Raw genomic sequence first — 25,105 nt, 5'->3', positions numbered from 1 at the left:
CCCGAAAAGCGGCGGATCCCGCTTCGAAGCCCTGCGCGTAGATACAGTCTCGCCACGCAAGCTTCAACCTCGGATCGACAACATCCGACCCAAGTCCATGAATTTACTTTCAGAATTTACTTTTTGCCAACGCCGGGCAACAGCGAGGGCGGGGCCGCGCCGGGCTTGGCCGGAGCGCCCGAACCGCAATCACTGCCGGCGCCCTGCGGCAGCAGGACCTGAACGCCCCGGCCGCTGTCGGATTCCACGCGGGACACGCCGGTGGTCATGTCGACCGTCAGCCGGTCGCCGCGCATCACATTCTTGCACTGTGTCATGACCACCTGGCCTGCACCGCCGCCAAACATGGTGATGAGGTTGGTCTTGGTGTCGAACACGGCGGTCTCGCCCGTCACCACCTGGTCCTTCTGGGTGACCACGACATTACCGCGGGCCTCCAGCCGCTTGATCGAGGAGCTGCCGCCCGGGCCCGGCGTCGCCGACTGCATCGGCGCACCCTTGGCGCCTTTCGCTGCGGGTTGCGGCGTGGCCGGCTTGTCGCCGCCGCCGGATTCGTAGAACACCACCAGCGTCTTCGAGGTCATGGTGGTGTCGCCCTGGATGACCTTTACATTGCCGGAGAAGGTCGCCTCCTTCTTCTTGTCGCGCATCTCGAGCGAGGCGGCCTCGATCTGGATCGGCTGATCGCGATTCTGCGAAAAGCCCTGCAAGGCGTTGGGCTGGCCCTGTATCGTGCTCTGCGCGATCGCGCTACCCGCCGTCAGCGCGATGCCGAGGGCAAGCGCGGCCGCGCCGAGGATGGCGCACCCTTTGACTTCGCTGCGCGGAAAAAACCTGATCATGAAAATCATCTTGAATTAGCGGACTTGCTCTTTGACTTCGCCGGCGGCGGCGCCGGCTGCTCGACGGGGGCGGCGACATCATCCGTGCTGATCTTGTCCAGATGCATCACGACATTGCCCTCGAAGCGGATGACGTCGCCGCCTTCCGTAATTCGTAAGCGATCGGCGGTCAGCGTGCCGTTGGTCAGCTTGACGTCGACGTGCTCGTCCGAGGAGACCGTGCCTTTGCCCATGTCGACGAAGGCCGAGTTCAGCCGCGCCTCATAGCCGGTCGAGGTGCGCAGGAAGATGTCCTTGTGCAGGTCGAGCTGCTGCTGCTTGTTGTCGAAGCGGCCGTTGCGGGCATCGAGGAACAGGGTGGATTGATCCTCCATCAGCACCTTGGCGCGCAGATCGGCGAGATCGACGTGATCGGGGTCAGTGATGTCCTGCGTCGCGGTCTTGGCCCAGAGCTCGTAGGGCCGCTGGTCCGGCGTGAAGCCGGACATATGCGGCGATTCCATCGTGATCTTGGTTCCCGTCACCACGAGATTTCCGGAGTCGAGCTTGATCGGGATCTGGAACGGATTGAGGAAGGTCGAGACGGCGACGATCGCGGCCAGGGACACGATCACCGTCACCGGCACCGCGATGCGCAGAATCCGCACCAGGCGGCTGTGGCGCGCCGCGCTGGCAAACTTCGCCGCAAGCGCGGCGTCGTAGGTGGGAATCTGGGCCGAATTCACTGCTGCTCCAGAGTGTCGCTCGCTCTGTCCGGTTGAAAAGCGCCCCATTGTACCCGGTGCCGCCACGATATGCAGCCGGCGACAGGCCGTTACGAAAGTGTCCGAAACGGGGCGGCGGCCATGAGGCTAGCCGCCGCGCGCGGGCTCAGGAATGCGCAAAAATGTCCTCTTCGGCCCAGCCCTGGAGGTCGAGCAGGGCGCGGGTCGGCAGGAAGTCGAAACAGGCCTTGGCCAGCGCTGTGCGGCCTTCCCGCACCAGCATGGCATCGAGCCGCTCGCGCAGGGCATGCAGATGCAGCACGTCGGACGCGGCATAGGCGAGTTGCGGCTCGGACAGGCTGTCGGAACCCCAATCGCTGGACTGCTGCTGCTTGGAGAGATCGACATTGAGCACCTCGCGCACGAGGTCCTTCAGGCCATGGCGGTCGGTATAGGTACGGGACAGGCGGGAGGCGATCTTGGTGCAGTAGATCGGCCCGGTCATGACGCCAAAGGTCTGGTACAGCACCGCGACGTCGAACCGCGCAAAGTGGAAGATCTTGGTGATGGCGGGATTCGCCAGCAGGGCCTTCAGGTTCGGCGCGTCGGTATGACCCTTGGGGATCTGCACGACGTCGGCGCTGCCGTCGCCGGGCGAGAGCTGTACCACGCAGAGCCGGTCGCGGTGCGGGTTCAGCCCCATGGTCTCGGTGTCGATCGCCACCGCTCCGGTGTAGCGGGACAGGTCGGGCAAATCGCCGCGGTGCAGGCGTACGGTCATGGCGGGTCAAAACCTCAATCGAATCGGTTTGTCGACATCATAGGCTAATCGGATGGCCCGCGATGTAGCCACTGGGGGCGGGCCGCGCAAGCGCCCGTTCAGATTGCGGCCAGCATGATGCAGATCATCGCCGCGACCGTGATGCGGCTGGGGCCGTCGCGGAACGCGTAGAGAATAGGATCATCAGGCATCTCGCGGCGGTGCGCCATCATCAAGGCGCGGCCGAACCAGTACAGCAGCAGCGGGTTGAGCAGCCACAGCATCCAGGGACGGCCGTACAGCGGCGTCACCGCCGTTGACGACACATAGAGCGAGAACACCGTCACCGCGTTCATCGCGCTTGCCGCCGCCATCGCGGCGATGACATGAAGGTCGGTGATCCTGTAGTCGCGGTTGGAGGGATCGGCGAGCCCTGCGCTCTCGCGCATGCTGAGCTCGCTGAAGCGCTTGATCAGCGCCAGCGAGGTGAACACGAACAGCGAGAAGATCAGCAGCCATTCCGACAGCACCACGCCGACGCCGACCGCGCCGGCGACGATGCGCAGGCTATAGAGCCCGGCAAGCGTGACGACATCGACCAGCATCTTGCGCTTGAGCACGAGCGAATAGGCGATGGTGGTGGCGAGATAGGCGCCGAGCACGCCGAGGAACAGCGGCGAGATGCAGAGGGAGGCTGCGACCGCGAACAGCCACAGGGCAGGGATCGCAAGCAGCGCGGAGGAGATTGGCAGCTCACCTGACGCAAGCGCGCGATGGCGCTTGGTCGGATGCTGGCGGTCGGCGCCAAGATCCAAGAGATCGTTCATCAGATAGGCGCCGGACGCACAGGCCGAGAACGCCATGAACGCCAGCAGGGCATAGCCGAGCGTGGCGAGATTCATCTGATGCGCGGTGATCGCAGGCACGAACACCAGCGTGTTCTTGGCGTATTGATAGACGCGCAGCGCGTTGGCCCAGGTCTTGAAGCTCGCGCGCGCGTGGGCGCGGCTCTCGATGCGCTCGATGGAGCCGCGATCGAACGGCAGCTTGTCGCCCGCAGCAAGATCGGCCGGCGTCACGACGCCATCAAAACCGAGATGCGCGGCGATGCCCGCGGCATGACGGGCAAAGCGGCTCGCTGCCAGATAAATCTTCTCGCCCCGCGCCCGCGCCGCCAGCGCCTGGTTCAGCACCCCGGAATCGTAGGGCAGGTGGGCGTAGTCGATGTCGGCCTGCGCGAGGACATCCGTGAGCGCCGCCATGCCTGGGCGCCCGCCCGCGCCGAAGCGAGCCAGCAGACGGCCGGGGCTGGAGAACAGCGCCTCCATCAGCAGCTCGGACCGCAGCAGCGCGCCTTCGAGGTCGATGACGAGCGTCCGCGCCGCCGCGGCCGACGGCTCGGGCGTGCCAAAATCATGCTGCCGGGCGGGCTGCTCCATCCGAAAAAGCTCTGAATTGCCGTAAAACTGACCGGCGCTCAGGCCGGGGAGCAGGGAAATGGACGCCAGCGAGCCTAGGGGGCATTCGCTAAGGGCGGCTTAATTTGGCCGGACAAGGCCAGCGGCCCCGGCGGGACGATCAAGTCACATCGGTGTGTCAGGCTGTTGCAGGGATCCCACAACCCGGCGTGAGCTTCGTGTTCCGACACAGCCTTTGCCGTGTGCCCCGTGGAAATCCTCACCATTCACCCTATCTGCCAGTTTCGCGCGGCGCCCTGTCGCGCCCACCCGCGAACCAGGTGCCCATGACCGAACAGACGTTAGCTGCGCCGATCGACGATCAACCGGAACGGCAGCGCGGCTTTTCGCGCTACCAGTCGCTCCTGATCGCGCTGCTCGCCTTTACGCAATTCACGATCATCCTCGACTTCATCATCATGTCGCCGCTCGGCGCCATCCTGATGCCCGCGCTCAATATCACGGCCACCCAATTCGGCATCGCGGTGTCGGCCTATGCGTTCAGCGCGGGAATTTCCGGCGTGCTCGCCGCCGGCTTTGCCGATCGCTTCGATCGCAAGCGGCTCTTGCTGTTCTTCTATGTCGGCTTCACGCTCGGCACCCTGCTCTGCGCCGCCGCGCAGAATTACCACGTGCTGCTGCTCGGCCGGATCGTGACCGGGTTGTTCGGCGGAGTGATCGGCTCGGTCGTGCTTGCCATCATCACCGATCTGTTCCCGCTGCATCTGCGCGGCCGCGTCATGGGCTTCGTCCAGACCGCGTTCGCCGCGAGCCAGGTGCTCGGCATTCCCGCAGGGCTGTTTCTCGCCAATCACTGGAACTGGCACATCTGTTTCGTAGCGATCGTCGGCCTGTCGATCGCGGCGATCGCGGTCATCGTCTTCGCGATGGAGCCGGTCGACGCGCATCTGAAGCTGAAGCAGGACCGAAACCCGTTCCGCCATCTGGTCGCGACGGTCTTCGAGCCGCGCTACACGCTGGCCTTCGCGGTGACGACATTACTGGCGACCGGCGGCTACATGCTGATGCCGTTCTCCAGCGCCTTCACCGTGCACAATCTCGGCATCGACATCACGCATCTGCCGACGATCTATCTCGTCTCCGGCCTGTTCAGCATCGTCACCGGGCCGCTGGTCGGCCGTGCCAGCGACAGGTTCGGCAAATACCCGACCTTTGTGTTCGGCAGCGTGGTGTCTGTCATCATGGTGCTGATCTACACCCATCTCGGCCACGTCACGCTGACGACCGCGATTCTCGTCAACGTCCTGATGTTCGTCGGCATCTTCTCGCGCATGATCCCGTCGCAGGCGCTGATGTCGGCGATCCCCGATCAGAGCCAGCGCGGCTCCTTCAGCGCGATCAGTGCCTCGCTCCAGCAGCTCTCCGGCGGCCTCGGCTCGGTGCTCGCCGGCGCCATCATCGCGCAGGCACCTGATGGCTCGCTGCTCCATTTCGACCGGATCGGCTACGTCGTCTGCGCGTCGGCGGCCGTCGCGCTGGTTGCGATGTATTTCGTGCAGAAGGCGGTGGCGGAGCGGGCGGGGAAGACGGTGGTGTGAGGGCCTGTGAGCCATGGTCGGTCGGGAAGGGAAATGCCGCTTGATGCAAAGGGTCTCCAATAATAGTTATTAAGGACCAACCCCTAGCGGAGAAATGACATGGCGGTCAGTGCAGATCTCGGCGAAGCCCTTGAAAACTTTGTGACAAAGCTGGTCGCTTCGGGCCGCTACCACTCCAAGAGCGAGGTCCTGCGGGAGGGCGTGCGCCTGATCCAGGAGCGCGAAGCGCGGCTGGCCGCATTGGACGCCGCGATCGCGCGCGGCCTTGAGGATGCCGATGCAGGTCGGATCAAACCGAGTTCCGAGGTTTTCGACCGGCTAGAAGCGAGATTGGCCGGCAAGGCCGACCGCTCGTGATCGTTGTCGTCACCGCGGAGGCTGAAGCAGATCTTGACGACATCGCGTCCTACGTCGCCGAGCAAAGCCCGCGAAGCGCACTTGTGCTCATCCGTGGACTACGTGAAAAGTGCGAATCCCTTGCTGACGCGCCGCGCGGCTATCCCCTGGTACCGCGCTACGAACACACGGGCATTCGGCGGCGTCTGTTCGGGAATTACCTGATCTTCTATCGGGTGGGTGACGACGCGATCGAAGTGATCCACATCCTTCACGGTGCGCGCGACTACGAGCCGCTGCTCTTCCCGGAGAACTAGGTTTCTCGTGAAGGAGGTAACGGCCGGATAGGGCGCACAAACCTCAAATGGTGCCCAGGAAAGGACTCGAACCTTCACGGCCGTTAAGCCACTGGCACCTGAAGCCAGCGCGTCTACCAATTCCACCACCTGGGCATGCCGTTTGGGGCACGGAGGCGGTTACTACGGTTCGGTGACGCCGTTGTCAATTCATGCTTGCCCGGTTTTGGCGATGCGGATTGCGCATCGCAAACCGGCCCGATACAAGCCTGATAATACGCACTCTTCCTGCAGGATTGGACCCCATGGCATCGAATCTGGACACGCTGGTCACGGTTTTCGGCGGATCGGGATTTTTGGGCCGGAATGTCGTCCGGGCGCTGTGCCGGCGCGATTACCGGGTCCGTGTTGCGGTGCGGCGGCCGGAACTCGCCGGATACCTCCAGCCGTCCGGCAAGGTCGGCCAGGTCCATGTCGTCCAGGCCAATCTGCGCTATCCGGCCTCGGTCGAGGCGGCGCTGCGTGATTCGCATGTCGTGATCAATCTCGTGGGCGTGCTGGCCGAGAGCGGCGCGCAGACCTTTGACGCCGTCCAGGCCAAGGGCGCCGAGACCGTCGCCAAGGCAGCTGCGGCGGCGGGCGCCCAGGTGATCCATGTCTCCGCCATCGGCGCCGATGCCGAATCGCCCTCGCGCTATGCCAAGGCCAAGGCGGCCGGCGAGGCGGCGGTGCTGGCCGCGGTGCCGTCGGCGACGATCTTCCGCCCCTCCGTGATGTTCGGCCCCGAGGACCAGTTCACCAACCGCTTTGCGGCGCTGGCGCGGATGTCGCCGGTGCTGCCGCTGATCGGCGCCGAGACGAAGATGCAGCCGGTCTATGTCGGCGACGTCGCCACCGCGATAGCGGATGCGGTCGACGGCAAGGCCAAGGCGGGCGCGACCTACGAGCTCGGCGGGCCCGAGGTGCTGACCATGCGCGAGATCATCGAGGCCATTCTGGCCATCGCCAACCGCAAGCCGGCGCTGATCCCGCTGTCGTTCGGGCTCGCCCGCTTCCAGTCCAACTTCCTGCAATTCGCGCCTGGCGCGTTCAAGCTGACGCCGGACCAGGTCACGCTGCTCGAGCGCGACAATGTGGTGTCGGATGCGGCGAAGGCTGCCGGGCTTACGCTGGAAGGGCTTGGCATCACGGCCGATTCGCTCGAGGCGATCGCTCCGCAATATCTCTGGCGCTTCCGCGCCGCCGGGCAATTCCAGCGCATGAGCGTGTGAGACGCCCTCTCTCCGTTGTCATGGCCGGGCTTGACGAGTTTGTGGGACGAACGGGGCGAGGGGGCGCACCGCCGCTGCGGCTACAGCGTAGTTCCTGCAGCCTCAAAACTTCAACTTCTTGAACACCGCCTCCGGCAGCGTCTTGATGATCAGCATCACGAGACGCCATTTGCCGCTGACATAGACGACGTCGGTTTTCTTCTCGACGGCCTGAAGGATCGCATCGCCGACGACAGGCGCTTCGACCGTGAGCGGGCCGATCAGCTTCATGCCTTCCGTCATCTTGGTGCGGACGAAGCCGGGCTTGACGGTGACGACATGCACACCGCCGCGACTGGCGCGGGCGCGCAGGCCCGAGAGGAATGCGGAGAAACCTGCTTTCGCCGAGCCGTAGACATAGTTCGAGGCCCGGCCGCGATCGCCGGCGACCGAGGACACGCCGACGAGCGTGCCAGCGCCACGACCTAAAAATTTCTCCGCGAACAGACCGAGGATCAGCGACGGACCTTCGTAGTTGGAGCGCATGATCGTGGTGGCATGGGCAAGATCGCTCTCGGCATCCTGCTGAACGCCGAGCAGGCCGACGATCGAGATGACGACGTCAGGCAGCGCGGGAAGGGCGGCGACAAAGCCATCGAACGAAGCGGTGTCGAGCACATCGAACTTATAGAGATTGGCCTCGACATTGTAACGCGCGCGCAGATCGGCCGCATCAGGCTCCAGCACAGCGACGTCACGGCCAGCGAGGCCGACATCGTATCCGGCCTTGGCAAAGGCGCGCGCCGCGGCGCGGCCGATATCGGAGGAGCCACCGAGCACCAGAACGGTCTTGCGTGACGTCACGGCTTACACCTCATCGAACAGGCGTTGCGAAAGCTTTGAGCGGATTGTCCCGGCGGGATCGAGCGATTTTCGGATCGCGTTGAAGCGCGACAAGGCGGGATAGCCGGCCTCGAACGTCGCGCGCGACTGCCGCGCGTCTTTTGCCAGATAAAGCCGGCCGCTGGCCGCGACGACGAGACGATCGATCTCGTCGAGGAAATTCAGGATGTCGCCCTTCACTGGGAAATCCAGCGCCAGCGTGTAGCCCGGCAGCGGAAAGGACAAAATGCCGTCGCCCTGGCCGAGCTTCTTGAGCACCGCGAGGAAGGAAGCATCGCCGCGCTTGGCGACGCGGTCGAGGATCTCGCCGAGCACGGCGCGCGCATTGTGTTCCGGGATCACGCATTGATGCTGGAGGAAGCCGCGCTTGCCATAGATGCGATTCCAGTCGGCGATCGCGTCGAGCGGAAAGAAATAGGGATAGAGCGAGACCACATGGCTGCCGCCGGCGCGCCGCGCACCCATGCGGTAATAGAGCTCGTTGAAGGCGCGGATGCTGAAGCGGTTCAGCGTCATCGACGGCAGATCAATGGGTACGGCGAGGGCGGGATTCTTGCCGGTGGGAAATGCATCGGCGGCGTTGGCGAGCTCGTCTCTGCTGGCGTGCTCACCGAGATAGATCAGCGAGCGGCCGAGATCGCGCCCGCGCGCGGCGCAATCGATCCACGCCACCGAATAGGTCGAGGCATCGCCCGCATCCAGCGCACGCATCGCTGCGTCGAGATCGGATGCGGAGATCACGCGCTCGCGGATCCAGCCCGTTTCAACCGGCCGCAGCCGAATCGTCGCTTCGAGGATGATTCCGGTGAGGCCCATGCCGCCGATGGTCGCAAAGAAGGCATCGGAATTTTGCTCGCGCGAGGCTTCGATGACTTCGCCCATACCGGTGCGCAGCAAAATGCTGTCGACGTAGCGGCCGAAGCCGCCCTCGCAATGGTGATTCTTGCCGTGCACGTCGGCGGCGATCGCGCCGCCGACCGAGACGAAGCGCGTGCCGGGCACGACGAAAGGCAGGAAGCCGCGAGGACCAAAAGTATCGATCAGATCCGCGAGCTGCACGCCGGCTTCGAGATGGATGCGCCCGGTCGCGGGATCGAACGACCTGACCCGGTCGAACCCGGCCATCCCGATCGTCCTGACCGCGCCGATCGCGGCATCGCCATAGGCGCGGCCGTTGCCCCGCGCCACGGAGCCAGTCACCACGGCTTCGCCCAGCGCCGCGAACGAGCGCGGCCGCAGCATTTCGCTATCGACGACCGGGAAGCGCCCCCAGCCGCTGACGAGGGTCATCGTTCAGCTCCGCCCGCGGGCCACCCCGCTCCGGAAACTGCCTACCGGTCAAAAGCTGATATTGCGTTGAGGCGTATCGGCTAGTTTTTGAGAAGTTAACGTCCCAGCGCCAGCGCGATCAGGCCGAGCGTGCCGACGATGACGCGCCACCAGGCGAACACCACGAAACCGTGGCGGGTGACGTAGCCGAGGAACGCCTTCACCACGATGATCGCGGTGATGAACGACACCACGAAGCCGATCGCGACGATGCCCATGTGGTCCATCGTCATCTCGGAGCGGTTCTTGTAGAAGTCGTAGGCGAATGCGCCGATCATGGTGGGGATGGCGAGGAAGAACGAGAACTCCGCCGCGGCGCGCTTGTCGGCGCCCAGGAACATCGCGGCGACGATGCTGGCGCCGGAGCGCGACACGCCGGGGATCATGGCGACGCACTGCGCGATGCCGATATAGAGGTACATCAGCAACGGGAACTTGGTGGCGTCGTGCTCGCGCGGCTTGAGGTCGAGCTTGTCGACCCAGAGCAGGATGGCGCCGCCGACGATCAGCGTGAAGCACACGACCCAGGGATTGAACAGCACGCTCTTGATGTATTTGCCGGCGACGAGGCCGACCACGACGGCCGGCAGGAACGCCACCAGCACGCCGATCACGAAACGGCGTGCATAGGCATCGCCCGTGAACAGGCCGATCGCGACATCCCAGAGCTTCCTGAAGTAGAGCCCGACGATCGCGAGGATCGCACCCAGCTGGATCAGAACCGTAAACGAATCCCAGAAGGCGCCTTCGCCGAGGCCGAAGAAGCGTTCCGCGAGCAGCAGGTGGCCGGTCGAGGACACGGGAAGGAACTCGGTCACACCCTCGATGATGCCGAGGATCACTGCCCGTATTGCATCTGACATATTTACGGTCCATTTCGGCTGGAAAAGCGGGGCTCTTCTCGCCTATTCCCCTAAATGCTGCAATCGCAAAATGCGGCGTCTCGCACTTGCTTCGCAGTTTTGAGGAACTAGTGTGGCGCCGCACAAACATTGATGGATTCTTAAGCACCATCAAATAGTCAAAGGCTTCATGTTTACGCTGTTTCATCATCCGTTCTGTCCGCATTCGCGCTTCATCCGCCTGATCGCGGGCGAATACGGGCTCGATCTGAAGCTGATCGAGGAGCGTAGCTGGGAACGGCGCGAGGCATTTCTGCTGCTCAATGCGGCCGGCACGACGCCCGTACTGGTGGACGACGAGCAGCCGCCGATCCCGGGCGCGGCCATCATCGCCGAATATGTCGACGAGGCCTATGGCGCCGGGATGGGACCCAAGCGCCTGATGCCGGAGACGACCTTCGAGCGCGTCGAGGTGCGCCGACTGATGGCCTGGTTCAACGAGAAGTTCTTCGAGGAGGTCTCGCACCCGCTCGTCACCGAGCGCATCTACAAGCGCTTCATGAGCGAGGAGAATGGCGGCGGTCCGCCCTCGGCCGACGTGATGCGCGCGGCCAAGGCCAACGTGCGCTATCATCTGGCCTATATCGGCTGGCTGGCGCAGACGCGCAACTTCCTCGCCGGCGACCGGCTCACCTACGCGGATCTCGCCGCCGCGGCGCATCTTTCGGCGATCGACTATCTGGGCGACGTGCCATGGAGCGAGGACGACGCAGCAAAGGCGTGGTACGCGCGGGTGAAATCCCGCCCGTCGTTCCGTCCGCTGCTGAGCGAATGGCTGGCCGGTGTGCCGGCGTCGCGGACCTACGTGGACCTGGATTTCTGAACTCCGACCCGACTGAACTGAAGACGGCGCTCGCGCGCGAGGCGCGCGCGCTCGGCTTCGACTGCATCGGCATCACCGAGCCCGGCACGATCGAAAAGGCCGGCGCGCATTTTCTCGAATTCATCGCCTCGGGCGGCCATGGCGACATGGACTGGCTCGCGAACCAGCCGGAGCGCCGCGTCGATCCGCGCGGGCTGTGGGCCGACGTGCGCAGCGTCATCATGCTTGGCGTCAATTACGGCCCCGATTCCGATCCGCTCGCGATCCTGAAAGAGCGCACGCGCGCGGCGATCTCGGTCTATGCGCAGGGCGACGACTACCACGATCTCATCAAGAAACGTCTGAAGGCGCTGGCCCGCTGGCTGGTCGCAACCGCGCCGTCCGAAGTGAAGGTGTTCGTCGACACCGCGGCCGTGATGGAGAAGCCGCTCGCGCAGGCCGCGCATCTGGGCTGGCAGGGCAAGCACACCAATCTGGTCTCGCGCGAGTTCGGATCGTGGCTATTCCTCGGCGCGATCTACACCACGCTGGAGCTGCCGCGCGATGTTGCCGAGATCGATCATTGCGGCTCGTGCCGGGCCTGCCTCGACATCTGCCCGACCTCTGCATTTCCCGCGCCGTACCAGCTCGATGCGCGGCGCTGCATCTCCTATCTCACCATCGAGAACAAGGGTCCGATCCCGCACGAGTTTCGTAAAGCGATGGGCAACCGCATCTATGGCTGCGATGATTGCCTTGCAGCGTGTCCCTGGAACAAGTTCGCGCAGGAGGGACGTGAAGCCAAGCTCGCCGCGCGTGATGAATTGCGCGCGCCTGGTCTTGCTGAGCTTTCACGGCTCGATGACGCAGCGTTCCGCGCGCTGTTCACGAAGTCGCCGGTCAAGCGCATCGGCCGCGATCGATTCTTGCGGAATGTGCTGATTGCGATTGGCAACTCCGGCGAGGCGGCGCTGGCGGATGAGGCGCGGCGATTGCTTGACGATGCGAGTCCGCTGGTGCGCGGGGCGGCGGTGTGGGCGCTGGGGCAGTTGGTGTCGCGGGAAGAGCTTGAGGCGCTGAAGGCAGCGGCAATAAGCAACGAGCGCGACGAGAGCGTTCGTGAGGAATGGCGCGCCGCCTCCTAACCCACCGCTGTCATTCCCCGCCTAGTGCGCAATTGCGCACGGGGGCGGGGAATCCAGTCCGCCGCGGCCTATTGATTCAATCACTGCTGTCTCGGAGTACTGGATCGCCCGCCCCAGTGCGCAAGGGCGCACAAGGCGGGCGATGACACCGTTGTTGTGGCCACGGTGTGCGCGCCTCACTGCCCTTGATTTCCCCGCGCATTCCCTCAAAAGTCGCGCACCATGACAACAAACATTCCCTTCTTCACACGCAACGGCGATACTTTCCATCCGACGGAAGTGGCCAATGGCCCGTGGGATCCGAAATCGCTGCACGGGCGCGTCATCATCGGCCTGCTCGGCTTCGCCATCGAGGAGCGCCATTCAGGGCCTGAATTCGTGCCGGCGCGGCTCACCGTCGACATGTTCCGGCTGCCGACCATCGACAAGCCGATCGAAGTAACGACGCGGCTCGTGCGCGACGGCCTGCGCATCCGCGTGGTGGAAGCGGAATTCTTTTCCGGCGGGGTCAGCATGGCGCGCGCGTCGTGCCAGCTGTTGCGCAAGACGCAAAATCCCGACGGCAATGTCTGGTCGCCGCCGAACTGGGACGTGCCGAAACCATCAGACATTCCAAAGCCGACCGATCCGAGGCTCGGCATGAACGGTAAATGGACGACGCGCCCCATTGTCGGCCACATGGGCTCGCTCGGCCCGCGCCGGCTGTGGATGAGCGAGGTGCGCGAGCTCGTCGCCGGCGTGCCGATGACGCCGTTCGTGCATGTCGCTGTTGGTGCCGATTTCGCCAGCCCCTTTGCCAATGCCGGCGACAAGGGGCTCGGCTACATCAACAGCGACGTCACGATCTATCTGCACCGCTTGCCCGTGACGAACTGGATCGGTTTCGACGTGGTGAATCACCAGGCGACCGAAGGCGTCGCGATCGGCGAATGCTGGCTCTATGACGAGCAGGGCCCGATCGGCACCGCGACGGTCGCCGCACTGGCGCAGCGCAAGCCGATGGCGAAGCCACCGCCGCCGTAGGCTCGCATTCTCTGCCGCCGTCATTCCGGGGCACGCGAAGCGTGAGCCCGGAATCCATACTCAGGATCGTGGTTATGGATTCCGGGCTCGTGCTTCGCACGCCCCGGAATGACGGTCAGGTGAGATGCCGCTTCATCTCCGGCCGCGCCTTCAGCTCGGCGCCCTGCTTGGCGACGATCTTCGCGATCCGCTCAGGCGCGAACTTCAGATCGACAAACGCCGGCGCGGTGTTGGCGACCTCGTGATAGTTCACGATCTTACCGTCACGCAGCGTCATGATCGCGACGCCCTCGAACATCGCCCGCGCGCCATTCGCTTCCGGCAGGGTGGAGCGATAGCTGAAGGTGTAGCGGGCATAGAGCGTGGTGCCGTCGGTGACGGGGTCATGCATGTCCCAGCGGAAATCGGTCGCCGTGCGATAGAACCAATCGTCGATCATCGCAGCGATCTTCTCGCGGCCGGCGAAGGCGCCGTAAAAGACGTCGTGATAGACGCCGTCCTCGGTGAACAATTCAGCGAAGGCCCGGCCATTGCGCTGCTCGACCGCATCGCAGAAGGCGCGCAGCATGGCGGTGGTGGTCATTGGCGTTGCCTCCCAATCTCTTGGTCATGCCCCGCGAAAGCGGGGCATCCAGTACGCCGCGGCTTCTCGGCTAGATCACCACGGCCGCGGCGTACTGGATCGTCCGCCTTCGCGGACGATGACACCGGATGTTTGGAGACACTTCACCCGATCTCGGCCACCGCGGCAAGAATGCGCGCAATGTCCTGCGGGCGGGAGAGGCGGTGGTCGCCGTCCTGGATCATGGTCAGCACGACGTCGTCGGCCGGCAGGCGATGCGTCAGCGCGAAGGCGTGCTGCCACGGCACATCGGGATCCTGCGCGCCTTGCAGAATGCGCACGGGACAGCCGAGATCGATGGCGCTGCCGAGCACGAGATGGTTGCGGCCCTCCTCGATCAGGTTCCGCGTGATCGGATAGGGCGAGCCGTCGCCATAGTCCGACGGTCGCAACCAGAAGCCCTTGGTCTCGATCTCCTTCTTCACCGCGGACGAAAAGTTCTTCCACATCAGTTCCTCGGTGAAATCGGGCGCCGGTGCGATCAGCACGAGGCCCGCCAGCGAGGCTTTGCCGGAACGCTTCCTGATCTCGCGCGCGAGCAGCAGCGCCATCCAGCCGCCCATGGAGGAGCCGATCAGGATCTGCGGTCCCTCGCAGAACCGCTCGAACACTGCGACGCTGTCCTCGAGCCAGCTGCCGATGGTTCCATCGGCAAAATTGCCGCTGGATTCACCATGACCGGAATAGTCGAACCGGACCGCGGCACGGCCGTGCTCCCCAGCCCAGGCATCCAGCGCCTGGGCCTTGCCGCCCTGCATGTCCGATTTGAAGCCGCCGAGCCAGACCAGCCCGGGTCCTTGACCGCGCCGGCTGCGCACCGCGATTTTGCGCGCGGATGGACCCTCGCCCACATCGATGAAGTCGAGCATGGCATCAGGAATTGTTTCGGTCATGGAACGTTTACTCTGGCTGTGCGGTTTCAGCAGTTCTAGGCGCGTGCGATTGAGTAACCGCTGCCGGCATTGTCCCTTTGGGACGCTTGCGGAACAGAAGCAAGGTGTCTATGTCGGTCAGCGTGCCGACAGGCGTGGCCCAAATGCCTCGCATTTGAGGGTTTTTCGCCTCTCGCACACGCGACTTGCTTGCCGGCAAACGCTTCTTCCTTCAAAATAGCCGCTTCTTTCACAACTTTGGAGAACCACCCATTCGCCGTCCTAATAAAGCTCCGCCCGCTGCCAGCAAAGACGGGCCGCGCATCAATGATGATATTCGCAATGCGCAGATCCAGCTGATCGATCAGACCGGTGATAATAAAGGCACGGTCGAGACCGTCGTCGCCATCCGGATGGCCCAGGAAGCTGGCATGGATCTGGTCGAGATTTCGCCGAATACCAGCCCTCCCGTCTGCAAGATCATGGACTACGGGAAGTACAAGTATTCCGCTCAGAAGAAAGCCGCGGAAGCCCGCAAGCGGCAGAAGACCGTCGAGATCAAGGAGATCAAGCTCCGCCCGATGATCGACGATCACGATTACGACGTGAAGATGCGCGCGATGCAGCGGTTCTTCGAAGAGGGCGACAAGGTCAAGATCACGCTGCGCTATCGTGGCCGCGAAATGGCGCATCAGGAGATCGGCACCAAGCTTCTGGACAAGATCAAGACCGACGTCGCCGAGCTCGCCAAGGTCGAGCAGGACGCACGGTTCGAAGGTCGCCAGGTCGTCATGGTGCTGGCGCCGCGCTGAGGCGAGCTTTTCAGGGGACTTGAGAATTCAACGGCCCGTCCGGATCTCCGGCGGGCCGTTTTGTTTTGGTCGCGGTACAAGCCACGAATTCGGCTCGAATGCTTGGGCACTACGTCCGCGTCGCCTGCCAGGTGCCGCTGCACTGGTCGCCGGAGATGATGCCCCTCCAGGAACCCGCGCCGTTCACGCCGGCGAGCCGGCCGCCGCCACTCGCATGGGACGCGCCGACCGAGACCTCGACTGCGACGGCGCCGGAACGTTTGATCCGGCCCGAGACCCGGCCGCCGCCGGCGGACGACACCCGACTGCCTGCCACGGTGAAGGGGACGCTGTAGCCGGAGCTGCAATTGCCCCGGGTGGTGGCGAAGGTGACGTTCCAGATGCCGTCATAGCCGCCGACACGGGCGTCGGCAGTCGACGGCAGTGCCGCGGTGGCGAGCACGGCGAACAGCACCAGATGGCGCGGGCGGGCGAAATTGGTCAACGACGAAATAAATTGCGGGAAATGGGCCATTTTGGTCCTGCTTCAGGCGACAAGGCTGGGACATGAGGGGTGACAACTTGCAATAGTCGGCGAGCCGGTTCCCCCGGTTCATCGTTGCCAATCGGCCTGTCCTCTGTCATAAGCCCAGCCTTCATCGCCCGGCTGATTTAAGGGCTGCCGTGGCGGTGTTCGTGCGGGTGTCGCGCTTGTTCGCGAAACCTGAGCACAATCAACGCTCTAACGAGCATTTTTGACGGCCAGCCGCCTTCGCGGGCGGATCTCTGTGGCCATTAGGAGAGCCAAATGCCCAAGCTGAAGACCAAATCGGGCGCTAAAAAGCGCTTCAAGGTGACTGCCACCGGCAAAGTGATGCACGCCCAGCGCGGCAAGCGTCACGGCATGATCAAGCGGACGAAGAAGCAGATCCGTCAGCTCCGCGGCACCCGCGTGCTGTTCAAGACCGACGGCGACAACGTCAAGAAGTACTTCTTGCCGAACGCCTGATCGCGTCCACGATCACTGCCATCCGTGCCGCGCATCCCGCGGCAATCCGATAACCGAAGTCATCTCTGAAGGATTTTGTCATGTCTCGCGTCAAACGCGGTGTGACCGCCCACGCCAAGCACAAGAAAGTCTACAAGGCCGCCAAGGGCTTCTACGGCCGCCGCAAGAACACCATCCGCGCCGCCAAGCCGGCCGTGGAGAAGGCCCAGCAATACGCCTTCCGCGACCGCAAGCGTAAGAAGCGCACCTTCCGCGCGCTCTGGATCCAGCGCATCAACGCCGCCGTCCGTCCGTTCGGCCTGACCTACAGCCGATTTATCGACGGCATGGCCAAGTCCGGGATCACCGTGGACCGCAAGGTGCTGTCGGATCTCGCGATCAGCGAGCCCGCCGCGTTCCAGGCGATCGCCGAGAAGGCCAAAGCCGCGCTCGCGGCCTGAGGCTTGCGCTAGCGGGCCTTCTGGCCCGCAGCCTTCAGCGCGCGTTGCGAGTGACGCTGGGCGACCTCCGCCCGGCAAAAAGCTGCGAACGAGAGATACATGGTGCCGGACTTGTTCCGGTACTTGAGGTCGCATGCGCGCATCTCGCGTTTGTAAGCCTGATGCTGCGCCGTGCTGAGGCCGGGCATGAAGTCCGCCTCGCATTTCTTCTCGACGGCGGCGCCGAGCTGGACATCGCCGCTCGCGGTCAATTGGCAATCCTGAAACAGCTTCATCGCGCTCGCGCAGCTCTTCTGGGTGCTGATGGCGTCGGCCACCTCGTCCAGCGTCATGGATTTATCCATGCAGACCATGGCGCGCGCAGGGGTGCCTGCGACCGACAGAACGACGGCCAGAACAGCCAGGCAGGATTTCGAAAGCATCGCAAATGTCTCCTCGTGTCCCCGTTGGTGCCGGGCCCCCGCGTGAGGTTCAACCCTGCCGTCCGTCAGCCCGAAATGACCGGCTTTTTGCTTGACGTTACGGCCTTCGGGCGGCGACAACCCAGCCGAATTTTTGCAGCAAGGATTTGACAGTGTCCGACCTCGCAACGCTCGAAACATCCATCCTCGACCAGATCGCCGCAGCCGGCGACGAAGCCGCGCTCGAAGCGGTGCGCGTCGCCGCGCTCGGCAAGAAGGGCTCGATCTCCGCGCTGCTGGCCACGCTCGGCAAGATGTCGCCGGACGAGCGCAAGACGCAGGGCGCCGCGATCAACCAGGCCAAGGACAAGGTCACCGAGGCGCTCACAGCCCGGCGCGACGTCTTGAAGTCGGCCGCGCTCGATGCGCGGCTCGCCTCCGAAACCATCGACGTCACCCTGCCGCTGCGCGATCCGCCGGCCGAGGCCGGCCGCATCCATCCGCTGAGCCAGGTCTGGGACGAGCTCACCACGATCTTCGCCGACATGGGCTTCTCGGTCGCCGAAGGTCCCGATATCGAGACCGACGACTACAACTTCACAAAACTGAATTTTCCGGTCGGCCATCCCGCCCGCGAGATGCACGACACCTTCTTCTTCCATCCGAAGGAGGACGGCTCGCGCATGCTGCTGCGGACCCACACCTCGCCGGTGCAGGTGCGCACCATGCTGACCCAGAAGCCGCCGATCCGCGTGATCTGCCCGGGCCGCACCTATCGCATCGATTCGGATGCGACCCACACGCCGCAATTCCACCAGGTCGAAGGCCTCGTCATCGACAAGCACTCGCATCTCGGCCACCTCAAATGGATCCTGCACGAGTTCTGCAAGGCGTTCTTCGAGGTCGACCACATCAACATGCGCTTCCGCCCCTCGTTCTTCCCGTTCACCGAGCCGTCGCTGGAAGTCGACATCCAGTGCCGCCGCGACAAGGGCGAGATTCGCTTCGGCGAAGGCGAGGACTGGCTCGAGATTCTCGGCTGCGGCATGGTGCATCCGAACGTGCTGCGCGCCTGCGGCATCGATCCCGACGAGTACCAGGGTTTTGCCTGGGGCATGGGCATCGACCGCATCGCCATGCTGAAATACGGCATCGCCGATCTCCGCCAGCTGTTCGACAGCGACGTCCGCTGGCTGTCCCACTACGGCTTCAAGCCGCTGGAAGTGCCAACGCTTGCCGGAGGGCTGAGCTCGTGAAATTCACCCTCTCCTGGCTGAAGGATCATCTCGACACCGACGAGCCCTTGGAAAAGCTCGCCGACAAGCTCACCATGATCGGGCTTGAGGTCGAGAACATCGAGGACAAGGCGAAGGCGCTCAAGCCCTTCACCATCGCGAAGGTGATCTCGGCCGAGCAGCATCCGAACGCCGACCGGCTGCGCGTCTGCATGGTCGACACCGGTGACGGTGGCGCGCCCGTGCAGGTCGTGTGCGGCGCGCCGAATGCGCGCGCGGGGCTTGTCAGCGTGTTCTCCCCGCCCGGGACCTACATTCCCGGCAAGGACATCACGCTCGGCGTCGGCACTATCCGAGGCGTCGAGAGCCGCGGCATGCTGTGCTCGGCGGCGGAATTGCAGATATCCAACGACCATGACGGCATCATGGAATTGCCGGCGGACGCGCCTGTTGGTGCTGGCTACGCCGAATGGGCCGCGCTCGCCGATCCCGTGGTCGAGATCAACCTGACGCCAAACCGGCAGGACTGCACCGGCGTGCACGGCATCGCGCGCGATCTTGCCGCTGCCGACATGGGCAAATTCAAGGACCCGACGATCAAGCCGATCAAGGGCGAATTTCCGTGTCCCGTGAAGGTCACGGTCGAGGACGCGACGCTCTGCCCGGGCTTCGCGCTGCGCCTCGTGCGCGGAGTCAAGAACGGGCCGTCGCCGGAATGGCTGCAGAAGCGGCTGACCGCGATCGGGCTGCGTCCGATCAACGCACTGGTCGACATCACCAACTTCATGACCTACGACCGCGCGCGTCCGCTGCACGTGTTCGACGCCAAGAAGGTGAGAGGCAATCTCGTGGTGCGCCGCGCCCGCGACGGCGAGGCGCTGCTGGCGCTCGACGGCCGCACCTACAATCTCGATCCTTCGATTTGCGTGATCGCGGATGAGCACGGCGTCGAATCGCTCGCCGGCATCATGGGCGGCGAAGCCTCGGGCTGCGACGAGAACACGACCGACGTGCTGATCGAATCGGCGCTGTGGAACGAGATCAACATCGCGCAGACCGGCCGCAAGCTCGGCATCAATTCCGATGCGCGCTACCGCTTCGAGCGCGGCGTCGATCCGGCCTTCATGGTGCCCGGTCTGGAGCTTGCGACCAAGCTCGTGATGGAGATGTGTGGCGGCACGCCGTCCGAGAACGTCGTGGTCGGCAAGGCCTTCGGCGACGACCGCGTGATCGATTTCCCGATCACCGAAGTGAAGCGCCTCTCCGGCATCGAGGTGCCGCAGCCGGAGATGAAGCGCATCCTGACCCATCTCGGCTTCATGATGGCGGGTCCCGGCCCGGTGGTGAAGGTCGCGGTGCCGTCCTGGCGCTCCGACGTGCACGGCAAGGCCGATATCGTCGAGGAGATCGTCCGCATCTTTGGCGTCGACAAGGTGCCGATGACGCCGTTCGAGCGCGGCGACGACGCGCGCAAGCCCGTGCTGACCCCGCTGCAGCTCCGCACTCGCCGCGCCCGGCGCGCACTGGCGAGCCGCGGCATCGTCGAAGCTGTGACGTGGTCGTTCATCACCAAGACTGCGGCAAAATTGTTCGGCGGTGGCCAGCGCGAGCTCGAAGTGGCCAACCCGATCGCGTCTGATCTCTCCGACATGCGCCCGACCTTGCTGGCGGGACTCATCTCCGCAGCGCAGGCGAACGCCGATCGCGGTTATGGCGACGTCGCGCTGTTCGAGGTCGGCCAGGTCTTCAAGGGCGATCGCCCGCAGGATCAGTTCATGGCTGCGAGCGGCGTGCGGCGCGGCCTGGCTTCGTCCGAAGGTCTCGGACGGCACTGGACAAGCTCGGCGCAGGCCGATGTGTTCGACGCGAAAGCCGATGCACTGGCGGTGCTGGCGGCGGCCGGCGCGCCGATGCAGGCGCTTCAGATCGTGGCCGGTGGACCGGCCTGGCTGCATCCGGGCCGCTCCGGCACGATCCAGATCGGCCCGCAGAACGTGCTCGGCTATTTCGGCGAGGTGCACCCGCGCGCGCTCGAGGCGCTTGGCGCCGACGGCCCGCTTGTCGTGTTCGAGGTGATCCTCGACCGCATCCCCGAGGCCAAGAGGAAGCCGACCCGCGCCAAGCCGTTGATCGAGCTCTCGGCCTTCCAGCCTGTGTCGCGCGACTTCGCGTTCATCGTCGACCGTGCCGTGAAAGCCGGCGACATCGTGCGCGCGGCGCAGGGCGTCGACAAGAAGCTGATCACCGGTGTCAACGTCTTCGACGTCTATGAGGGCAAGGGCATCGAGGACGGCAAGAAGTCGATCGCGATCGCGGTGACGCTCCAGCCGCGCGAGAAGACCCTGACCGATCAGGAGATCGAGGCCGTCGCCGCGAAGATCGTGGCGGAGGTCACGAAGAAGACCGGCGGCACGCTGCGCGCATGATGCTCTGGAATGGCAGGGCATGAGTATCGCCGACTTCCTTCCGAAGGACGTCAGCCTCACCATTGCGATGGCGCTCTGCGCCGTCGCTTTTGTTTCCGGCACCGCCCGCGGCTTCTCCGGCTTCGGCTCGGCGCTGATCTTCATGCCGCTGGCGAGTAGCATCGCCGCGCCGCGGCTCGTTGCGGCTTTGCTGCTCGTGATCGATTTCGTCGCCGCCGCGCCGCTGCTGCCGGATGCGTGGCGGAAGGCGGACCGAAGAGCGACCGCCGTGATCGTGCTGGGCGCGCTGATCGGCGTTCCCGTCGGCACCTATTTCCTCAGCGTGCTCGAACCCGTCACCACGCGCTGGATCATCTCCTGCTTCGTCGCGGCGCTGCTGCTTCTGCTGCTGTCGGGCTGGCGCTATTGCGGCAAGGACCACGCCTGGCTCTCGGTCGGCATCGGTGGTCTCTCCGGCTTCTGCAGCGGCCTGGCGCAAACCGGCGGGCCGCCGATCGTCGGCTATTGGCTCGGGCGCCCGATCGCGCCGATCGTCGCACGCGCCAATATCGTGCTGTTTTTCGGCGCGTCGGATTTCTTCTCGATGGTGAGCTATGCGACGACGGGATTGATCTCGCGCGAGTCGCTCGTGCTCTCGCTGATCGTCGGCCCGGTCTATGCGCTCGGCGTCGCGTTTGGTGCGTCATTGTTCGGGCGCGCGAGTGAAAAGGTGTTTCGCGGGATCTGCTACGGGCTGATCGCGATGGCGGTGATTTTCGGACTGCCCGCGCTTGACGGGGTTTTGCGTTAGCCACCGCTGTCGTCCCTGCGACCGCAGGGACCCATAACCACAGGAAGCGGTTATGGGGCGAACTGATAACTCCGAATCTTCGTCAAACCTCTCCCTGTGGTTATGGGTCCCGGATCGGCGCTCCGCTTCGCTGCGCTTGTCCGGGACGACAGCGGAGTTCGTTGCGGCTTATTGCCCTATCCTCGCGGCGCCCTGCGCTTCTTCGTCGACTGCGTTGGCACTTCCTGCTCGTCCCTGATCGCGCCGATCTTGCGCAGGGCGGCATCCGCGGCGCGCTCGCCGCTTTCCCAGGCGCCATCGACGGTGCCCCACAGCGTCTCGTGGGTGGCTTCGCCGGCGAGGAACATGCAGCCGACCGGCTCGGCCAGGACCTTGCGCGAGAGCTGGCCGCCCGGCGAGGCCGCCGACATCGCACCCATGACGTAAGGCGAAGCATTCCAGCGCGTCGCGGTGGTCTTCTGCACGGCGGACGCGGCCTCGCTGCCGAACAGCTTCGTGACCCATTCCTTCGCGAAGGCGGCCATCGCCTTCTCGCCCTGCTCGGAGAGATCGCGGCCGAACGAGCCGCCGACGTCGATCGAGCACAGCGAGGAGCCGCCGATATTGGCGTACAGCAGTGCCGTGCGCGTTGAGTTGCTCTGCTCGATCAGGATGTCGTCGCGCGACAGTCCGAGCGGGTTGCCGGGCAGCTGCAGCACGATGTGATCGTAGCTGCCGAGAGAGAGTTTTGATGCCGCGTCCAGCGTCCGCTTGGGAAGATCGGGCCCGAACTTGATCGCGCCCGAGGTCAGCACGTTGGTCGAGACCGTGATGATGGCCGCGCGCGCGGCGATCTTGCCGCTTTGCGTCTCGACGCTGACGTCGCGATTGCTCCAGACGATCCGGCTCGCCGGCGTCGACAGCGCCACCGGCGCCTGCTCGCCGAGCCTGGTGATGAGCGTGCCGAGGCCCTGCCGGCAGGCGATCGGAGCGTTGCGGTCCTGCGCGCGGGCCTTGTCGATCGCGGACAGCTCCTTCAAATCCTTGCCGGCAAAGCTGGCGCCCAGCATGAATTCGGCCGCACCGGCCCAGTCGCCGAGATCCTTCGGCAGCGCGGATGCGCAGGAGGTATCGAGCTTGCCGCGCGCGGCTTCGTCGATGGCGCGGTTGGCGCGCACCAGCGCCGCCAGAAATTCCTCGGTCTCGCCCGCCCGCGCATTGCGGCGGCCGATGCGCATCTTCTGCCCCGCCGGCGCCTGCACCACGTCGAGCCCGGCGGCGCGCGCAAGGCGGATCATCGGATTGGTTTCGGGATTGTGCATCCAGCGCGCGCCGCGGTCGAACGGCGTGTCGAAGGTGGTGGCATCCGTGATGCAGCGGCCGCCGATCTGCGATGCCGCCTCCACCACCACGACCTTGCGGTTGGCCGCCATGATGCGTCGCGCCGCAGCGATTCCGGCCGCACCAGCCCCGATCACGACAATGTCCGCCTCGCGCGGCAGCGGCGCGGCGGTGGCCCGCAAGACCGGCATCAAGACCGGCATCGCAGCGAAGGCCGCCGACGCCGAAAGGAAACCGCGGCGCGTGATTGTCATGTCATGGTTTCCGGGGACTTGCGGCGAACGGGAACAGCCCGCGAACCTTGCCGTATCTGGTGTTGCGCGGCAACCATCATGGTGAATCAATCGTGCTTGATCTCACAGACTGATGAACCGAATTGCAACACGTTTCGACCATGATACAGATGGGAAAAAGGTGGCCGGAAAAGGCCGCGGGGGGAGTGGAAGATGGGGACGGTTCTGGACTCAGTCGGCAAGCTGATTGCCGCGTACCTCTCGAAGGAGGTGCCGGGCTATGAGCCGTTCACTCCGAGCGACCCGGAGCACTTGCGCGGCGTCGTCGAGCCCGGCGACGTGCTGCTGGTCGAGGGCAACAATCGCATCTCCGGCATCATCAAATATCTGACGCAGTCGACCTGGTCGCATGCCGCGCTCTATGTCGGCCCGATCGAAGGTGCGGAAGAGCCTAACGGCGAGCCGCATGTGCTGATCGAGGCCAATATCGGCGAGGGCGTCACCTCGGCGCCGCTATCAAAATACTTCCCGTATCACACCCGCGTCTGCCGCCCGGTCGGGCTGTCCTACGAGGACCGCACCACGGTCTGCCGTTATGCGATCAACCGTATCGGCTTCGGCTACGACACCAAGAACATCGTCGATCTGATGCGCTTCCTGTTCCCGCTGCCGATACCGCAGCGCTGGCGGCGGCGCATGATCGCAATCGGATCGGGCGACCCGACCAAGATCATCTGCTCGGCACTGATCGCGCAGGCGTTCGACGCCGTGCGCTACCCGATCCTGCCCAAGATCACCAAGGCCGGCAGCCGCGCCGCCCGCCGCGAGATCCTGCACATCCGCGATTCCTCGCTCTACATGCCCCGCGACTTCGACATCTCGCCCTATTTCGAAGTCGTCAAACCCACCATCGTGCACGGGTTCGACTACACCGCCCTGCACTGGGCCGACAAGCAGAAGCCGCTCGAGGAGGTAGCGGGCACGTTCAGTGTGTTTCCAGAAACGCTCCGTGCGCCGCCGCTCGTTCCTGAAGCGATTGACGAAGAGACGCCGGCTGAAGTTCCGGCTGAAGAAGTGAGCGCGCAGCCGGCGGAGACGACCGGGCGTGTCACCGTCTCCAGGCATTTCCCGCTGCTGAAGAAGCTGACGATGTACCGCTCGCGGCGGCGCCGACGCGCGCGGGAGATTGCGGCATAAGCTCCGCTTTCTTCCCTGCGAACGCAGGGACCCATACCGCGGAATCTATCGCGTCCGGGCGGTAGACATACCGAACGACCAGTCTTCGCCAAACTCCACCCTGGGGTTATGGGTCCCTGCGTTCGCAGGGACGACGCCGGTGGCGAGAGCGCCCTACCGCTCTGCCCGTCCGATCACCGCCATCAGCTCCGCGATCTTCTCGCGCTGATCGGCCTTGTCGCCGCTGGCGATGGCGTGCTCGACGCAATGGGCGACGTGGTCCTTCAAAACCTCTTCCTCGACCCGGCGCAGCGCGGCGCGCACCGCCGAGATCTGCGTCACGATGTCGATACAATAACGGTCCTCCTCGACCATTTTCGACAGGCCGCGAACCTGGCCCTCGATCCGGCCGAGACGTTTTCCGACGGATGCCTTGATGTCTTTGCGCATGAGGTCTATATACCCCTACCGGGTATGGGTTA

The 25,105-nt window shown here is 64.6% G+C and carries 27 protein-coding genes and 1 tRNA gene; 14 read left to right on the top strand and 14 right to left on the bottom strand.

What is annotated here, in order from left to right:
• Positions 1-116 precede the first annotated feature (116 nt).
• The 4 genes from BRAGE_RS0139245 to BRAGE_RS0139230 form a co-directional block, all read right to left on the bottom strand.
• Positions 117-842: an LptA/OstA family protein gene (locus tag BRAGE_RS0139245; RefSeq protein ID WP_027561601.1), complete on the bottom strand. Its 726-nt coding sequence runs from the start codon at positions 840-842 to the stop codon at positions 117-119.
• 5 nt (positions 843-847) lie between these two features.
• On the bottom strand, positions 848-1,567 hold the full coding sequence (gene lptC / locus BRAGE_RS0139240; RefSeq protein WP_027561602.1) for an LPS export ABC transporter periplasmic protein LptC: 720 nt from the start codon (positions 1,565-1,567) through the stop codon (positions 848-850).
• Between the two features lie 145 nt (positions 1,568-1,712).
• Complete coding sequence (locus tag BRAGE_RS0139235; RefSeq protein ID WP_027561603.1) at positions 1,713-2,327, bottom strand: ribonuclease D; 615 nt, start codon at positions 2,325-2,327, stop codon at positions 1,713-1,715.
• Positions 2,328-2,425: 98 nt separating this feature from the next.
• A complete protein-coding gene (locus BRAGE_RS0139230; protein WP_027561604.1) occupies positions 2,426-3,745 on the bottom strand; it encodes a UbiA family prenyltransferase in 1,320 nt (439 codons plus the stop codon).
• 305 nt (positions 3,746-4,050) lie between these two features.
• Here BRAGE_RS0139230 and BRAGE_RS0139225 point away from each other — a divergent pair, with 305 nt between their 5' ends.
• From BRAGE_RS0139225 to BRAGE_RS0139215, 3 genes are all read left to right on the top strand, one after another.
• Complete coding sequence (locus BRAGE_RS0139225) at positions 4,051-5,322, top strand: MFS transporter (protein WP_027561605.1); 1,272 nt, start codon at positions 4,051-4,053, stop codon at positions 5,320-5,322.
• Between the two features lie 99 nt (positions 5,323-5,421).
• Positions 5,422-5,679: a type II toxin-antitoxin system ParD family antitoxin gene (locus BRAGE_RS0139220; RefSeq protein ID WP_027561606.1), complete on the top strand. Its 258-nt coding sequence runs from the start codon at positions 5,422-5,424 to the stop codon at positions 5,677-5,679.
• Positions 5,676-5,975, top strand: a complete 300-nt coding sequence (locus BRAGE_RS0139215) for a type II toxin-antitoxin system RelE/ParE family toxin (protein ID WP_027561607.1) — start codon at positions 5,676-5,678, stop codon at positions 5,973-5,975. The genes BRAGE_RS0139220 and BRAGE_RS0139215 overlap by 4 nt, the downstream gene beginning before the upstream one ends.
• Before the next feature lie 48 nt (positions 5,976-6,023).
• Here the strand turns inward: BRAGE_RS0139215 and BRAGE_RS0139210 are convergent.
• A tRNA-Leu gene (locus BRAGE_RS0139210) sits at positions 6,024-6,110 on the bottom strand.
• Between the two features lie 149 nt (positions 6,111-6,259).
• Between BRAGE_RS0139210 and BRAGE_RS0139205 the strand changes: the two genes are divergently transcribed.
• The gene (locus BRAGE_RS0139205; RefSeq protein ID WP_027561608.1) at positions 6,260-7,225 is read left to right on the top strand and encodes a complex I NDUFA9 subunit family protein; all 966 of its coding nucleotides are present in this window, start codon (positions 6,260-6,262) and stop codon (positions 7,223-7,225) included.
• Positions 7,226-7,327: 102 nt separating this feature from the next.
• On the opposite strand, the gene BRAGE_RS50960 is transcribed toward BRAGE_RS0139205, so the two are convergent.
• The 3 genes from BRAGE_RS50960 to BRAGE_RS0139180 form a co-directional block, all read right to left on the bottom strand.
• Entirely contained in the window at positions 7,328-8,068 is a 741-nt protein-coding gene (locus BRAGE_RS50960; RefSeq protein ID WP_035730563.1) for an SDR family oxidoreductase, read from the bottom strand.
• Positions 8,069-8,071: 3 nt separating this feature from the next.
• Entirely contained in the window at positions 8,072-9,397 is a 1,326-nt protein-coding gene (locus BRAGE_RS0139185; RefSeq protein WP_027561611.1) for an FAD-binding oxidoreductase, read from the bottom strand.
• A gap of 95 nt (positions 9,398-9,492) precedes the next feature.
• Complete coding sequence (locus BRAGE_RS0139180; RefSeq protein WP_027561612.1) at positions 9,493-10,299, bottom strand: undecaprenyl-diphosphate phosphatase; 807 nt, start codon at positions 10,297-10,299, stop codon at positions 9,493-9,495.
• A 169-nt stretch (positions 10,300-10,468) separates the two neighbouring features.
• Between BRAGE_RS0139180 and BRAGE_RS0139175 the strand changes: the two genes are divergently transcribed.
• The 3 genes from BRAGE_RS0139175 (at position 10,469) to BRAGE_RS0139165 (ending at position 13,308) form a co-directional block, all read left to right on the top strand.
• Positions 10,469-11,161: a glutathione S-transferase family protein gene (locus BRAGE_RS0139175; RefSeq protein ID WP_027561613.1), complete on the top strand. Its 693-nt coding sequence runs from the start codon at positions 10,469-10,471 to the stop codon at positions 11,159-11,161.
• On the top strand, positions 11,110-12,285 hold the full coding sequence (gene queG / locus BRAGE_RS0139170; protein ID WP_027561614.1) for a tRNA epoxyqueuosine(34) reductase QueG: 1,176 nt from the start codon (positions 11,110-11,112) through the stop codon (positions 12,283-12,285). The genes BRAGE_RS0139175 and queG overlap by 52 nt, the downstream gene beginning before the upstream one ends.
• Positions 12,286-12,507: 222 nt before the next feature.
• Complete coding sequence (locus BRAGE_RS0139165) at positions 12,508-13,308, top strand: acyl-CoA thioesterase domain-containing protein (RefSeq protein ID WP_035730561.1); 801 nt, start codon at positions 12,508-12,510, stop codon at positions 13,306-13,308.
• Between the two features lie 115 nt (positions 13,309-13,423).
• On the opposite strand, the gene BRAGE_RS0139160 is transcribed toward BRAGE_RS0139165, so the two are convergent.
• Both BRAGE_RS0139160 and BRAGE_RS0139155 read right to left on the bottom strand, forming a co-directional pair.
• The gene (locus BRAGE_RS0139160; RefSeq protein ID WP_027561616.1) at positions 13,424-13,891 is read right to left on the bottom strand and encodes a nuclear transport factor 2 family protein; all 468 of its coding nucleotides are present in this window, start codon (positions 13,889-13,891) and stop codon (positions 13,424-13,426) included.
• Between the two features lie 143 nt (positions 13,892-14,034).
• On the bottom strand, positions 14,035-14,823 hold the full coding sequence (locus BRAGE_RS0139155; RefSeq protein ID WP_027561617.1) for an alpha/beta hydrolase: 789 nt from the start codon (positions 14,821-14,823) through the stop codon (positions 14,035-14,037).
• A gap of 251 nt (positions 14,824-15,074) precedes the next feature.
• Between BRAGE_RS0139155 and infC the strand changes: the two genes are divergently transcribed.
• On the top strand, positions 15,075-15,614 hold the full coding sequence (gene infC, locus BRAGE_RS0139150) for a translation initiation factor IF-3 (protein ID WP_080134054.1): 540 nt from the start codon (positions 15,075-15,077) through the stop codon (positions 15,612-15,614).
• 109 nt (positions 15,615-15,723) lie between these two features.
• Here infC and BRAGE_RS0139145 read toward each other — a convergent pair whose 3' ends face one another.
• On the bottom strand, positions 15,724-16,128 hold the full coding sequence (locus BRAGE_RS0139145) for a hypothetical protein (RefSeq protein WP_027561619.1): 405 nt from the start codon (positions 16,126-16,128) through the stop codon (positions 15,724-15,726).
• A gap of 273 nt (positions 16,129-16,401) precedes the next feature.
• Between BRAGE_RS0139145 and rpmI the strand changes: the two genes are divergently transcribed.
• Both rpmI and rplT read left to right on the top strand, forming a co-directional pair.
• Entirely contained in the window at positions 16,402-16,602 is a 201-nt protein-coding gene (rpmI, locus tag BRAGE_RS0139140) for a 50S ribosomal protein L35 (protein ID WP_008539890.1), read from the top strand.
• A gap of 80 nt (positions 16,603-16,682) precedes the next feature.
• The gene (gene rplT / locus BRAGE_RS0139135; RefSeq protein ID WP_027561620.1) at positions 16,683-17,042 is read left to right on the top strand and encodes a 50S ribosomal protein L20; all 360 of its coding nucleotides are present in this window, start codon (positions 16,683-16,685) and stop codon (positions 17,040-17,042) included.
• An 8-nt stretch (positions 17,043-17,050) separates the two neighbouring features.
• On the opposite strand, the gene BRAGE_RS0139130 is transcribed toward rplT, so the two are convergent.
• Positions 17,051-17,584: a hypothetical protein gene (locus BRAGE_RS0139130; protein WP_416207756.1), complete on the bottom strand. Its 534-nt coding sequence runs from the start codon at positions 17,582-17,584 to the stop codon at positions 17,051-17,053.
• A gap of 32 nt (positions 17,585-17,616) precedes the next feature.
• Here BRAGE_RS0139130 and pheS point away from each other — a divergent pair, with 32 nt between their 5' ends.
• Genes pheS through BRAGE_RS0139115 form a run of 3 tightly spaced genes read left to right on the top strand, consistent with a single transcriptional unit; the run spans position 17,617 to position 21,894 of the window.
• The gene (gene pheS, locus BRAGE_RS0139125) at positions 17,617-18,699 is read left to right on the top strand and encodes a phenylalanine--tRNA ligase subunit alpha (RefSeq protein ID WP_027561622.1); all 1,083 of its coding nucleotides are present in this window, start codon (positions 17,617-17,619) and stop codon (positions 18,697-18,699) included.
• Positions 18,696-21,104 carry a phenylalanine--tRNA ligase subunit beta gene (gene pheT / locus BRAGE_RS0139120; protein WP_027561623.1) on the top strand — a complete coding sequence of 803 codons (2,409 nt, stop codon included), beginning with the start codon at positions 18,696-18,698 and terminating at the stop codon, positions 21,102-21,104. The genes pheS and pheT overlap by 4 nt, the downstream gene beginning before the upstream one ends.
• A gap of 19 nt (positions 21,105-21,123) precedes the next feature.
• Positions 21,124-21,894 (top strand): sulfite exporter TauE/SafE family protein, encoded by a 771-nt coding sequence (locus BRAGE_RS0139115; protein WP_027561624.1) that lies wholly within the window; start codon positions 21,124-21,126, stop codon positions 21,892-21,894.
• Positions 21,895-22,070: 176 nt separating this feature from the next.
• Here the strand turns inward: BRAGE_RS0139115 and BRAGE_RS0139110 are convergent, their stop codons facing one another.
• Positions 22,071-23,468, bottom strand: coding sequence for a flavin monoamine oxidase family protein (locus tag BRAGE_RS0139110; RefSeq protein WP_027561625.1), 1,398 nt, complete (start codon positions 23,466-23,468; stop codon positions 22,071-22,073).
• Positions 23,469-23,660: 192 nt separating this feature from the next.
• Between BRAGE_RS0139110 and BRAGE_RS0139105 the strand changes: the two genes are divergently transcribed.
• A complete protein-coding gene (locus tag BRAGE_RS0139105) occupies positions 23,661-24,644 on the top strand; it encodes a YiiX/YebB-like N1pC/P60 family cysteine hydrolase (RefSeq protein WP_027561626.1) in 984 nt (327 codons plus the stop codon).
• Between the two features lie 153 nt (positions 24,645-24,797).
• On the opposite strand, the gene BRAGE_RS0139100 is transcribed toward BRAGE_RS0139105, so the two are convergent.
• Positions 24,798-25,073, bottom strand: a complete 276-nt coding sequence (locus BRAGE_RS0139100; RefSeq protein ID WP_007598521.1) for a metal-sensitive transcriptional regulator — start codon at positions 25,071-25,073, stop codon at positions 24,798-24,800.
• Positions 25,074-25,105 lie beyond the last annotated feature (32 nt).

It is taken from the genome of Bradyrhizobium genosp. SA-4 str. CB756 (assembly GCF_000473125.1).
Taxonomy (GTDB): domain Bacteria; phylum Pseudomonadota; class Alphaproteobacteria; order Rhizobiales; family Xanthobacteraceae; genus Bradyrhizobium; species Bradyrhizobium arachidis.
This window is presented reverse-complemented; position numbering and strand designations above follow the sequence as displayed.